2 protein-coding genes are annotated in these 15612 nt (G+C 34.2%); both read left to right on the top strand.

The features are described 5' to 3' along the window. Positions 1–22: 22 nt before the first annotated feature. Positions 23–8707 (top strand): VCBS domain-containing protein, encoded by an 8685-nt coding sequence (locus B8063_RS05275; RefSeq protein WP_085070195.1) that lies wholly within the window; start codon positions 23–25, stop codon positions 8705–8707. A gap of 121 nt (positions 8708–8828) precedes the next feature. Continuing rightward, positions 8829–15599, top strand: a complete 6771-nt coding sequence (locus B8063_RS05280) for a VCBS domain-containing protein (RefSeq protein WP_085070197.1) — start codon at positions 8829–8831, stop codon at positions 15597–15599. The last annotated feature ends 13 nt before the right edge of the window (positions 15600–15612 follow it).

A 15612-nucleotide genomic window follows, 5' to 3' on the forward strand; every position in this document is an offset into this window, starting at 1 on the left:
CTTATCTTTTAAACTTTTTTTTGTGAATAAATTTAAGAAAAAAAAAATTATAAAAAATAAGAAAGTATTCATTGAGCCTTTAGAACAAAGGATCATGCTTGATGGTGCAGGATCGTCTACTTTTCTAGATCTAATAGATGAAAGATCACAAGCTGACAATTCAAATAAAAGTATTCAAGAAGTTAAAAAATTTAAAGAGTTAAAAAGTGAAAATGGATCAAAAGAACTTCCATTTACTAATGTTCCAAGAGATCAATTAAAAAGAAAACAAATCGTATTCATTGATAAACAAGTTCCAGATTTTGAAAAATTAGCAAAGTCATTTAGAAAAAATGTTGAAATTCACTTTATTGAAACAAACGAAGATGGATTTAAAAAAATTGAGCAAACTTTAGTAAACGGAAAAAAATATTCAGCCATACATATAATTGGGCATGGTAGTGCAGGGCAAATTTTATTTGGAAATGCACTCCTAACAAATGAAAGTATTGAAAATTACAAATCAACTTTAGGTAGTATTGGTGAAAGTTTAACAAAAAAAGGCGATATCCTTTTTTATGGTTGCAACATTGCAGCAAACGATAAAGGGGAAGCTTTATTAAAAAAAATATCCAATTTTACAAAAGCAGATATTGCAGCATCCAATGATTTAACGGGTAAAGTTGGGGATTGGGATTTAGAGAAAAAATATGGAATAGTTGAAACTAAAAATGTTCAAGTAGTAGATTATAAATCTTATCTCTTAATCTCTAAAAATACTGTTGGTGAAGATGGAATTGCAAGCGTAAGTGGAGGTTATGTTACAGCTTATACAGGTAGCCATACAATAAAGGATCTAAGATCAAACACCGAAGGTAACTCAAAAACATATTCAGGTTGGTGGAATGTTACAAGAGAAAAAGCAGGAATAAGCTCAGGAAAAATTCAGGCTGGTGACGGTGATATTAGATTTGCGAGTGGCTCACCTCTTACAGCAAGCACCAGTACTCAATATGACAGTTACATTCTTTTTTTAAATGCAAAAAGAAATGATAAATCAGACAGAAATAATGTGGCTACCGTAACCTTTGATAATAATATTAAAGCAGTGATGTATGGACAAGAAACAGGAAAAAAAACAGTTGGAACAATGAATTTTGAGGTAAGTGGTTATACTTATGGTGGCTCAGAATCAAAGAGAGGTTTTGAAGATGGTGGTTCATCACAAACAACACAAGATGATTGGTTTTCGTTTTCAGGCAAAACTATTACTTGTGGTGCAAAAAATAAAGATCCTGGTGACTATCTGCGAATTATAGTTGATGCTGCATCTCCTCCTGCTGTAAATAAAGATCCTGTTGCATCTAATAGCACTCAATCAGTAACTGAAAATGAATACGCAGCTCTTAATGGAGGTTATGGAGATGTTATAACAGGCAACGAAGATCCTGATGGTGATACAGTAACGATTACAAAAATTAAATATGATAAATTTACAGACTCTAACAGTAATGACAAAGTAGATTCAGGTGAGATTGAAATTGGCAAAGAACAGGATTTAACCTCGGGTTGGAATTCTGTTAATACAAAGTATGGAAATTTGTTTATTCATCAATCAACTGGTAAGTATGCATTTAATGCTGTAAGACAATCATCTCCTGATATCGAAAAGTACGATGATAATGAAAAATCTTTATCTTATACAGGTTGGGGTGTAAATAAGGCTCAATTTAACGAGGTAAATACAATTAATGCTGGAGAAAGTAAAACGGTATCATTCACCTATACAATTGATGATCGTAATGGTGGTACCGATACTGGAACAATAACAATTACCATAAATGGAGCAAATGATACACCTATTGCAGTAAACGATTCCGCTTCAACAATTGAAGGTGGAACAATTTCGACCTCAGATAATTTACTCAACAATGACATCGATAGAGACTCAAATGATAGTTTTGGGAATGGTTTTTATATTTCTGAAATAAAAGCAGGGGAAGATGAGAATCATGCTTCATCTGGAAGCGAATTATCAGCTACGGTTACACAACAAACAGTGACAGGTAACTATGGAAATTTAACAGTTAATAGAGATGGAACATATACTTATACAGCTTTCACAGACTCCGGTCTAGCAGCAGGAGAAGAAGTAGAGGATCATTTCACCTATATACTTAAAGATGATAGCAACGAAGCAAATATTGGAACGCTACAACAGGGCAGACCAATTGAAACTCCAGTGGATAAAAATAGTATTGGAAAATTAAGTATAGAAGTTGTTGGTGTTGCAGATGCTAATAATGCACCCGACTTAAAAGCTGATACAGGTTATGTTTATGAAGATTTTACTTTAACAGTTGCAGATGGTGCAAGCGCCAATGATGGTTTAGATTCATCTCCATTTACAGGGGATCAAGAGATTGCAGCAGACTCTGATTTTAATAGTAATCATGGAGATCATACGGGAGATCTATTAGGAAATGATGTTGATGATGATGGAGATACTTTATCAATTAATGGAGTAAGACTTGCAAGTTATGTAGATACATTGGCTGATCCACCAAGTTTTACTACTGTATCTGGTTCAACAAGTATTACAGGAACTTATGGAGTTCTTACAATTAATCCTAATGGCTCTTATAGTTATGCTGCAACAAATACCAATACAGATGAATTGGATTTGAATGATACGGTTGTTGATAAATTTGATTATAAAGCAACAGATGGAACTGATGAAGCATATACTAGACTAACAATTACTATAAAAGGTATCAATGATGATCCTGTAGGTGTTGTAAATACTGATTCAGTTACACTTGGCTCATCTCTAAATAGAACTGATGGATCTAGTTACGATATATTAGGTAACGATACCGATGTTGATGGTGATGATGATGAAAATGATTTTACAATTACAAGTATCACAGCAACAACAGCTGGCGGTTCAGCTCAAACAACTTTTTCTAGTAATACAGAGACTGTTTCAGGACAATACGGAACATTAGTTTTAAACTCTAATGGAAGCTACACATATGATCCAACTGGTAATGCAAATACCATAGCGCTTGCAGATGGTGAAACTGCCGATGATGTATTCACTTATATATTTAATGATGGAACTTCAAAATTAACTGAGCATAGCAGTGGATCTTTAAAAACAAACCCAAGTGGAACATCTACTTTAACAATTACAGTTACTGGCAGAACTCCAAGTGCAGCCGATGATACAGGAAGAATAAATGCAGGCTCAACATTAACTGTTACTGATGGATCATCTGGTGAAGATGGAAGTGATACTGATAAAGATAACGAGAGTGGAGACCATACAGGAGATGTTTTGGAAAACGATACAGGATCTTCAACAGCTGTTACTGGTATTCAATTAGGATCTGAAAGTGCTCCAGGTGCATCTGGTACAATAGGCTCTGTTTTTCAAGGAAATTATGGTGATTTAACAATAAATGCGGATGGTTCTTATACTTACAATGCTAATAATGCTGGAACATTGTTGGCTGGTCAAACTGCAACTGAAACATTTACTTATACAGTAACTGATGGCACTGGTAAAACTGATACCGCAACAATTACTATTACAATTTTAGGAGTTGATGATGCTCCTGCAGCAGTTAATGACACTGGTTATATTCAAGAGGCATCTACTTTAACTGTTGAGGCAGATGAAGGTGTAGATGGTACCGATGATAACAATAATAATGAAAGTGGTGACACATCAGGCGGTGCTTTAGAAAACGATTCTGATGCAGATGGTGATAGCACAATGTCAATAACATCATATGAGCACACTTCAGGAACTAATACTTCTGGAGGCGCTTTAGCTAGTAATAGTAATAGTGGTGAAGCAGGATCAAGTTCAGTTGTTGGAATATATGGAACTTTAACTTTGGCAGCTGATGGATCTTATACTTACGCTGCAAACGAAGATATAAGCACACTCGATAGTGGTGAGACTGTTACAGATGTTTTTACTTACACTCTTACAGATAGTGATGGAGATACTGCAGACGATACTGCAACAATTACAATAACAATTGTTGGAATAAGCGCACCTTCTGCTGCAGATAATATTGCGACAGTAGAGGAAAATAGCACTTTAACAGTTGCAGATGGTGCAGGCGTTAATGCTGAAACAGCAGCAACACATGCTGGTGGTTCAGATTCTTTTGCAGTTCATGCACAAGAAAATGATGGAACTGGAATTAGTTTTAGTAGCGATGGTAAGAAGATGTATATTACAGGACATGCTCAAAACAAAATTTATCAATGGGATTTAAGTACTGCATTTGATCCCTCAACAAAATCAAATCTAGTATCCAAAAGCACTAATTGGAACGGTGTAGATAATTCAGGTGATGACGATTTTAGTAATGATCAGGGAGATTGGACAAGAGGTCATGTATGGAATGTTGATGGTACTAAACTTTTTGTACTTAATTGGGATGGAGGTGTCGCTGGTGATAGCACTGCTTCTTACCGTATATGTTCATATGATGCCTCATCTCCTTTTGAAGTTTCATCATTAACAATAGCAGCACCAACATCTTCAACAAGCTTTGATACAGGATACACGGACGCACATTTAAATTTAAGTGTAAGTAATGATGGTAAAAAATTTCATATAATTGATAGAGGAGATAAAGTATTAAAACAGATAAAATTAACAACTGCATATGATTTATCAACTGCATCTTATGAAACTGGGTATTCTTTAGCTGCTGCAGTTAGTGGACCAAGAAGTTTTACATTTAGCGCTGATGGAAAAAGATTTTTTGTAGGCTGCCAGTCTAATGATAAAATATATCAGTTTTCATTAGATAATGCTTTTGACGTAACACCAGGATCTGTAACTCTAGATGGAAATATAAATTTATTAAATAGTGGTACGATGCCATTTGGAATAACATTTGGTGCCGGTGGTACTAAAATGTTTGTTCATGAAATAGATGGTAACGATACTGTTGAAGAGTATGCTTTAAGAACACCATACAATTTAATTGATTTAGATGGAGAGCATGACGGAGATGTTTTAGAGGATGACACAGATACAGATGGTGGTACTTTAACAGTTTCTTCAGTTAGAACAGGATCAACAGAGGGGTCTGGTACAGCAGGAACTTTAGGGCAAGCTCTTACAGGGACTTATGGAGATCTTACATTAAATGCTAATGGATCGTACAATTATACAGCAAATACAGGCATTTCAGCTACAGAAGCATTGGATGCGGGTGATATTGTTTATGACTATTTCAATTACACCGTTTCTGATGGAACTGGAACGGACACCGCTTTAATCACAATAAAAGTAATTGGAGTAAACGATGCTCCATCTGCAACAAATGATACTGGGTATATTCATGAAGGTGGAACATTAACAGTTTCAAATGGTGGATCAGCTGTTTCTGGAACCTCAACAGGAAGTAATACAGGGGATGTGTTATTAAATGATACAGATGTTGATGCAAATGATACATTAATTGTTGTTGGAACAGTTACACAAAACGGTGGAACGAATACAGCGGGCGCATCAGTTGCGAAGAATAATGAGACGGCAGATGTTGGTGCTAAAATAGATGGACTTTACGGAGACTTAACTTTAAATGCAGATGGATCTTATAGCTATATAGCAAACGATGCTGCATCTCTCAATAACGGTGAAACTGTTACAGATATATTTACATTTACTACAAGTGATACTCAAGGAGGAACAGATACATCTACTTTAACAATTACAATTATTGGTAAAGGAGTAGATCTTACAAATGACACAGATGCAGTAAATGAAGATGCAAACATCACTGTAAGTGATGGTGATGATGAAGACTTATTAGTAGATGATTTTGGTGTATCTACAGTTACGAGTGTTGCACATACAAGTGGAACAGATGGAAATGGAACTGCTCTTTCGAGCACTGGTAATTCGGCGTCTGCAGGCTCTGCTGTTATTGGTCGGTATGGTACTTTAACGGTTGCTGCAGATGGTTCATATGTTTATTTAACAGATTTAGACAATAATGAGGATGCTCTTGTTGTAGGAGCTACTGCAACGGATGTATTTACTTACACTGCAGGAGGTGAAACTGCAACTTTAACAATTACAATTACTGGACTTGGTCCATTAGCAGCGAATGACACAGCAGCATTTACTGAAGGAGGCTCTGCTGCAACTGGTACAGCTGGCGTTTCTGGAACAGGTGTTTTAGGCAATGATGATAATGGTGGATCGTCCTATGAGGCAGAGCATGCATCATTAAGAGTAACACAAGCAAAACCAGATGGAGGATCTTATACAACAGTTGCTTCAGGAGGATCTTCAGATATTACTGGAACTTATGGAACCCTAACACTTTATAGTACAGGTGAATATTCTTATACAGCCGATCAATCTGCAGCAGAAACGATCACAAAAGATGCAACAGTAACAGATACATTTGTTTACGAAATTAAAGATGATGATGATGTTAACGCTTCTACAGCTAACATAGTAATTACAATTACTGGTATAAACGATGATATTATAGCAGTAGATGATACTGATAGTGTTACAGAAGGTGCAACAGTTAAAAGAGGATACGACTCTACTTATTCATTAGATTATGATGATACAGATGTAGACACAGCGAATACTTACTTAACACATCAAATTACTGCAATAAGATTAGGAGATACTGAGGGAGCTGGAACAGCTGGAACAATAGGAGATCCACTAGAAGGCACTTATGGAAAACTTACTGTTTTTGCAGACGGTTCATATACCTATCAAGCAAATAATGACATTGAAGTATCAGGTTCAAGATTAATTAGTGGCCAAACGGTTACTGATACCTTTAATTACACAGTTTCAGATACAGACGGTGACACAGATATTGCAGTTTTAACAATTACAATTAATGGAACAAATGAGCCTCCGAAAGCAAGAGATGACTATGATCAAATTACTGTTGGTGGGCCTTCAATCTCAAAAAACTCAACAAATGGTACTACTTCGAATGATAATGATGTTGAGGGATCGAGTTTAACTGTAAATGGAGTTAAAACAGGAACAGAGGAGGGATCTGGAACTGAAGGGACTGTTGGATCATCATTAACAGGAACTTATGGAACTTTAATATTAAATTCAGATGGAAGCTATACATATGAATTAGATCCAAACAGTGAAGATTTAAAAAAACTACCAGCTGGTGAATACATTTATGAAACGTTTACTTACACAATTACAGATGACACAGGTCAAACTGATACTGCAGAAATTAAAATTCGTATTAATGGAGTTAATGATGCTCCAGAAGCTGTAGATGATAAAGAAACATTAGACCTAGATACAAATACAGAATTAGAGCATTTTGACGATGAAAATAAATACTTAAAATATAATGATATTGATCATGACCGTTTCGATAATATTACACTGAACTCTATAAGAACTGGAAAATCAAGTGAGACTGGATCAACAATTTCTTTTGGTACTGAATATACAACTAACTACGGCAGAATAACTTTTTATAATGATGGAGGTTACAACTTTATATCTAATTCTGGTTTAAGAGATACCTTAAAACCAGGAGAAAAATTATATGAATATTTTACTTATACAATTAGTGATATAAGCGGTCTTACAGCAAGCGCACAGTTTACAATTGAAATATTTGGAACCACAAACTATCCAGGTGCAGTTTTAGATGATGGATTTAGATCATTAGTTCAAAGAGCATCCTTAAATGAATTAGATCCTTATCTTTTGCCAGATAGAGAACCTCTACCATTTACAAATTTTTATGAAGGACAATTTAAAATATTAAGATTTAATGAAGCTTTAAAACTAATTGATCTTCGAGCTCAATTTATAGATAAAGATGGAAACTATACTACATTTTCTGAGGGTAACCCCGAGGATACTTTGGTTCTACAGTTTTCAGTATTTAATGATCCAGGTGTTAAACTTGTAAAATACAAAGGTGAGATGAAAGATGGTAGTGAATTACCAAGTTGGATAAAAGTAAATCCAAAAACAGGTGTTGTTGTTGCTGAAATTCCATTTGATGTAGATTTATTAGAATTTAAAGTAATCGGAATTGATGAAAAGAATAATGAATATGAAATTGCAGTTCTAATTGATGCTAGTCAATTAAGACAAAATAGAGAACTTGCAAGAGAGTTTGCAGGTGAAATTGAAGAAAGAATTTCAGTCAATCAAGATGGAAATGTAGAAATTCAATCTGATGAGGAACAAACAAATAATGAAACAGAAAATAAATCAATAAATGGCAACGATGCAAAATTAAAATCTAAAAAATTAATTGAAAAAATTGTAAAAGGTGAAGTTTTAAAACCAAAACCTTATATTAGAGATAATAAATATATTATTGATTTACCTGATGAAATTAAATCAAATCTTGAAAAAGGAATTGCTGTTTTAAGAAATGGAGACAAAATTCCTAAATGGGTAAAAGTTGATACAGATAAGGGTGAATTAATTTTAAATCCTCCAAAAAATTTAAAACATTTAAATCTTTCAATTATTTCAATTGATGCAGATGGAAATAAAATTAAAAACGATATCAAAGGAAAGATTAATAAACGTTCTGCCGAAAGGTTTGCAAAGCAAATTGAAATTAAAGAGCAAACAAGATTTGTATCTTTAACTGAGCAAGTTGGTGTTGAGGCAAATATTCAAGATGATTATGGTTCTGATATCATAAACCGTCTATAGCCTCTAAATCGTTCATATTGGGTTTAATATTTATAATTCGTGACGTTTTGACAGTACAAAAACTCAAAATGGGCAATGGTAAAGGTTTAAATTTTCAATATTCGTTTAGAACTTTAAATAAATGGACAAAAAAAGTAAAAATATAAGAAGTCAAAAGATTTTTATTGAGCCTTTAGAGCAAAGAATAATGCTTGATGGAGCAGGTGCTTCTACATTTTTAGATTTAATTGATGAGAGAAATCAACAAGAAATAAAAAAAAATTCCAAAAATAAAGATATATATAAAGAGGGAACCCAATCTAACACTGAAATCCCTTTTACAACTGTTGCTAGAGAGGCAAGAAACGACAGAAAAAATATTGTTTTTATTGATAGCCAGGTAAAAGATTACAGAGAAATAACTAAATCCTTTAGAGAAAACACAGAAGTATATTTAATTAGTTCTAATGAAGATGGATTTAAGAGAATTAATCAAATTTTACAGGATAGAGAAAATATTAATGCCCTTCATTTAATTGGTCATGGTTCTGCAGGACAAATTTTATTTGGAAATGCATTTTTAAATAATGAAACAATAGATAATTACAAATCAACCCTTTCATCAATTGGTCAATCATTAACTGATAAAGGAGATATTCTCTTTTATGGATGTAATGTTGCATCAACAGATCAAGGTCAATTATTAATTAAAAAAATTTCAGAAATTACAAAAGCCGATATTGCAGCATCAGATGATATTACAGGTAAAGGCGGAGATTGGGAATTAGAAAAACAGTTTGGTTTAATTAGTGAGGAAGAACTTAAAGTTAAAAATTATAACCATGCCCTTGGATCATTATCTACAACTGGAGTTCTTTCTGGCTCAGGAGTTACTCATATTGATAGCAATGTTACAATGATGAATTCTGGCAATGTTGGACTTGGTGCTTCAGGAGCTTATGCAACAGTTGGTTCTGATTTTGGTTTGGCCGTAGAAGAATTAAATGTTTCTGTTTCTAGTGGAGACTTAATTTCGAATGTTGACGTTGATTCAACATATATTTGGAATGACGATAACAATACTGGAAATGCTGAATTGCAAAATGGAGCTAATCAAAATGCCTCAAGTAATATTACAGTAAATTCGTATCTAATGTTTCTTGTAGATAACCTAAATAAAAGAACAAGTACTTCAGCTGGAGAAGTTGTTTTTGACGGTGAAATAGTTGGAATATTTTTTGATCAAGCAAAAACTCGAGCAGAAAATGTTGATGGTAACACATATCATAGCAGTAGTTTAATTTATGCAATGAGTGGTAGCGGGGGTGGTAGTAATTCTGCAGATAGCGACGGTGGTAGAATGCCAGAGGGTAAAAAACCGAGCTCTGGTATGACTAACTTCTTTAATTCTACTCAGTCCCATGGTTCAGGTGGTGTTGCGGATAGTAGCAATGGTTCTGATTGGGTTTCTGTTTCAAATCATGGAAGTGGAACAAATAATCTTTTACAATTTGGAGCGCAAAATGCGAATTCTTCCGCTGGAGATTATATAAGAATTCTTGTTATACCAAACGCAACAAACACTGCACCTGCTGCAGCAGATAACATTGGAACCGTAAAAGAAGATGCAACGTTAACTGTTTCAAACGGAGCTACTTCAAATAGTATTACAGGTGCTTCTTTTGTTGATAGTTTTGATCTTTCTTCTCAAGAGTCTAACCCTCAAGGGGTAGCTTTTAATGAAGATGGTACAAAAATGTTTATTGTTGGAAGAGATGGAGATGAGGTTAATGAATATACTTTATCTACTGGGTATGATGTTTCCACTGCCTCTTATGATAGCAACTTTAGTGTTGCTTCCCAAGACACTATTCCGCAAGACATAGTTTTTAACGCTGACGGTACAAAAATGTTTATTTTGGGAGAGGGAAATGGCGCAGTTTATGCATACAATCTCTCTACAGGCTTTGATGTATCCACCGCATCATTTATTAACAACTTTAGTGTTGCCTCTCAAGAAAATTCCCCTCAAGGATTAGCATTTAATAATGATGGCACGAAAATGTTTATTACAGGAGGTGGTGGAAGAGATGTTAATGAATATACTTTGGCTAGCGCGTTTAATACAGCAACGGCATCTTTTGTCGATAGTTTTGATATTAGTTCTCAAGATACTTTACCCAATGGTTTAGTATTTAACAGCGATGGAACTAAAATGTTTGTTACTGGCAATCAAGGTAATGATATTAACGAATATACGCTCTCTACTGGTTTCGATGTATCCACTGCTTCCTTTGTTGGAAACATTAGCGTCTCTTCGCAAGATACTACTCCGGGGGGTATAAAATTTAATAACGATGGTACTAAATTATTTATGGTGGGAGTTGCTGGTGCAGATATTAATGAATACACTCTTACTACTCCTTTCAGTTTAGTAAATATATCAGGTGAACATGACGGTGATGTTTTATTAGATGATACAGATGCAGATAGTGATACTTTAACAGTCACTCAAATAGCCGTAACTGGAGAGTCTAATTCATCTGTTTCAAGCAGTAGTTCATATAACTCAAGTGGAACATCAAAAACTGGTACTTATGGTACTTTAAGAATAGGTGCTGATGGATCATATGATTATGTAGCAGATCAAGCTGCTGCTGATGTATTAGATCCTGGTGCTGTTGTAACGGATAGTTTTACTTACACAGTCTCAGATGGAAATGGTGGAACTGATACAGCAACTTTAATAATCACTGTCGTAGGTGTGAATGATGATCCAGTAGGTGTTGCTGACACAGACTCAGTTGCAACAAGTAATACAGTTACAGATGCAACAAATAGTGCTGGAACAGTTATATCAGATGATACTGATGCTGATGCAAGTTCTTCTTTAACAGTAACAGCTATTCAGCATAGCGGAGCGGGTAGCGCAACTTCTGTTTCTGCAGGCACAACTAGAGCAGATGGTGCATCAAGTAGTGGTACTTATGGTACCTTAACAATTGGTGCAGACGGCTCTTATTCTTATGTTGCAGGATCAAGCGCTGGAACAGATGAATTTACTTATACAGTTTCTGATGGAACAGCAACAACAATTACAACTTTAACAATTACAGTTGGAGCCAGTAATAACGCTCCTTCAGCAGTTGCAGATACAGATAGTGTAAATGAAGACGCAACAGTTACCCAAAGTTCTGGTTCAGGTTTATTAAGTGCAGATGATACCGATGGTGATGGTGATAGTTTAACAGTAACACAAATTAAAAAGGATGGTGGTACCAACTCAGCTGTATCTGGTGGAAGTTCTTATAATTCAAGCGGAACCTCTGTTACAGGAACTTATGGAACATTAACTGTTGGAGCTGATGGAACATATACATATGTTGCAGATCAAGCAGCTGCTGATGCTTTAGATGCAAGTGATATTGTTACAGACGTATTTACTTATACTATTTCAGACGGTAATGGTGGAACTGATACTGCAAACTTAACCGTTACAGTTACTGGAGTTAACGATGCGCCAGTTGCTCAAAATGATACAGGAACTGTAAATGAAGATGCCACACTAAATGTTTCTAACGATGCTACAAGCGTTACCGGAGTTTCTCAAGATACTGGTTCACCTTACTCACTTAGCGCAGGTACAGCACGTTCCGTAGCATTTAATCATGATGGTACTAAAATGTTTGTTGTTCATGCTCCCGGCACAGCAACAATCTCTGAACATGCTTTAACAACTGCTTTTGATATAAATACTGCTTCTCAAAGCACTACATATGATATTTCTTCTCACATAAGTGAACCACGTGGTATCAGATTTAATAGTGATGGTACTAAACTTTATATAATCAGTAGTGCAGGTGGTAATAAAAAGATTCATGAATATTCTTTATCTACAGCTTATGATGTATCTTCGTTACCAACTCCTTCTTCAACAGTAATTAGCAGCCAAGACGGTGGTCCTAGAGGTTTTACTTTTAATACTGATGGAACTAAAATGTTTTTACTTGGAGACACCAACCACCATGTTTATGAATATTCTCTATCAACAGCTTTTGATACCACAACAATATCATACACAAGTAGAAGTTTAGATTTTAGTTCAAGAGAAGTTACACCAAGAGGTATTTCATTTAATCCAACAGGTTCAAAATTATTTATTACAGGTCAAAGTAGTGATGAAATTTTAGAATACGATCTTAGTACTGGTTTTAACTTATCTACTGCAACATTTAATGGTGCATTTGATGTGGGTAGCTTTGCTAATAAACCTAATGATATTGTATTTAATAATGATGGAAGTAAAGCATTTTTAGCTCGAGCAAATTCAAATGCAGTCTTATCTTTTTCACTTTCAAGTCCATACAGTTTTGTTGATATAACAGGTGAACACACTGGAGATGTAATAGATACAAGTTCAAGTTCTAATTCAGATTCTGATGCAGATGCAAGCTCATCTTTAACAATTTCAGCAATAAGAGCAGGCTCAAGTGAAGGAAATGGAAACCCAGGTTCAGTTGGATCTGCCTTAGATGGAACCTATGGTCAATTAACAATCAATGCTAACGGTTCTTATTCATATGTTGCAAATAAAGATGCAGCCGACGCACTTGACCCAGGTGATATAGTTACAGACAGTTTTAACTATACAGTCTCTGATGGAACAGCTACAGATATAGGCGTTATTACTATAACGGTAGTAGGTGTAAATGATGCTCCAACAGCATCAAACAATACTATTACAACTAATGAAGATACAAACCATGTATTTTCAACAAGTGAATTCAATTTTAGTGATACTGATGATAGCGGAAGTTTAAATAAAATTAAAATTACATCTTTAGAAAATAATGGTGCGTTACAATATTATAATGGATCTTCATGGGTTGATGTGACTTTAAACCAAGAAATTACAGCTCTCGATATTTCAAATGGATACTTAAGATTTAAGCCCGATTCTAATGAAAATGGAAGTTCATATACTTCATTTGGATTTCAAGTAAATGATGGAACTGCTTATAGCTCATCTAAGACTATGACTGTCAATGTAACTGCAGTAAATGATACGCCAACAGCAACTGATGATACTGCAAGTGTAACAGACGGATCTAGCGTTACAGTATCAAATGCATCAAGCGGTGTAATTGATGATAATGATACAGATCCTGACAGCTCAGATACATTAGTAATAACAAATATTTCTCACACAAATGGAAATAGTAGCAATGTTACATCCGCAACAACATATTCTAATGGAACATCAATAGCTGGAACATATGGAACGTTAACAATTGGAGCAGATGGAACATATACCTACACTCCAAATGGCTCTTTGGATACTGGTGAGTCCGGTAATGATGTGTTTACCTACACAGTTTCAGATGGATCAGCCACAGATACAGCAACTATTACAATTTCGGTTACAGGTGCAAACGATGCCCCAGCTGCATCAAACGATAGTAACACAATCGATATATCTACAAACTCAACTTTAACAGTTACAGATGGTTCCATTAAGGACGTATTAACCAATGATACCGATGCTGATACCAACGATACTATTAGTGTAACAGAAATTAGAACAGGTGCCTTAGAGGGAGCAGGAACTTCAGGCGTAGTTGGATCTTCACTTACTGGAACATATGGAACATTAATAATAAACTCAAATGGAAGTTATACTTACATTGTTAATACTGGACTAGATGATACTTTAAATAAAGGTCAAATTGTATTTGAATATTTCAATTACACTGTATCAGATGGAACTACAACTGACACAGGCTCTATAGTTATTAAACTTCAAAATGGTGGACAGGTCGTTAAAGAAATTAGAGAAAAAAAAGCTGAAAGATTAATTAAGAGGGAAAGTAAAAGAAATGAAAAATCAAATAAATCAAATTTTAATTTACCAAAAATTGAAAGTAATTTTGAATTAAATTTAAATCAAATTGATCTTCCAAAACAAAATAAAAAAGCAGATTTTTCACAAGGTCTTAAATTAACTGATCTTGTTGCAGAAACTAACTCAATTGAAGTTAAAGAAAAATTAAAAGACGTACCAGATGTTTTTGCAGATAAAGTAAAAGTTAAAGTTAAAAATGATAGTTTAAATCTTAAATTTAAAATTTTTAATGAATCAGGTTTTGATATTATTAAATACGAAGGAGTAATGAAAGATGGATCACCTTTACCTGATTGGATCAAGGTAGATCCAAAGACAGGAGCTACCAAAACCAATATTCCTGATGGCGTGGAAAATGTAGAAATTATAATTATTGCAACAGATAGTCAAAATGAGAGAAGAGAAATAAGTGTTAAAATTGATCCAGAACAAATTCTAAATGATAAGCAAATAATAAAACGAGCAAAAAAACAAAATGCAAGTATAAGTGTTGATGAAAGTGGCAATGTAAACTTGATTAAAAATAATCAAGATGGATCAGTAAATCAAAATTCTACAAGTATTTTAAATTTTAATAATAAATCAGATATTTTAGATATCCTTCAATCAAAAAGATCTGATACTCTTTATACTTTAAAACCAAAAATTATTGATACAAATTTGGTTATAAATTTGCCAAGTGAACTATCACAAAAATTTGAAAGATCTAAACTTGTATTAAAAGATGGTTCTGAAATACCTGAGTGGTTAAGTTACGATCCTAACTCAGGAAAAATAATTGCAGAACCGCCAGAAGATATTTCCAAATTAGACTTAAAACTTATTATCGAAAGAGATGGTGAAATAATTGTTAAAGATTTATCTATTGAATTTGGTGATGATGATACTGCGCGAATTGACGAGTTAAATAACGAAAAAATCGACAATAAATTTGTAAGTTTAAAAGACCAATTAGATAAACAGTTTACTAGTTGGGATGATTATGGTTCAAACGTTATTAATAGATTATAAATAACACAATAAA

It is taken from the genome of Candidatus Pelagibacter sp. RS40 (assembly GCF_002101295.1).
Lineage (GTDB): Bacteria > Pseudomonadota > Alphaproteobacteria > Pelagibacterales > Pelagibacteraceae > Pelagibacter.

Excerpts from the sequence above, each read along its gene's own strand:
- B8063_RS05280 (WP_085070197.1), top strand. The coding sequence starts at position 8,829 with ATGGACAAAAAAAGTAAAAATATAAGAAGTCAAAAGATTTTTATTGAG.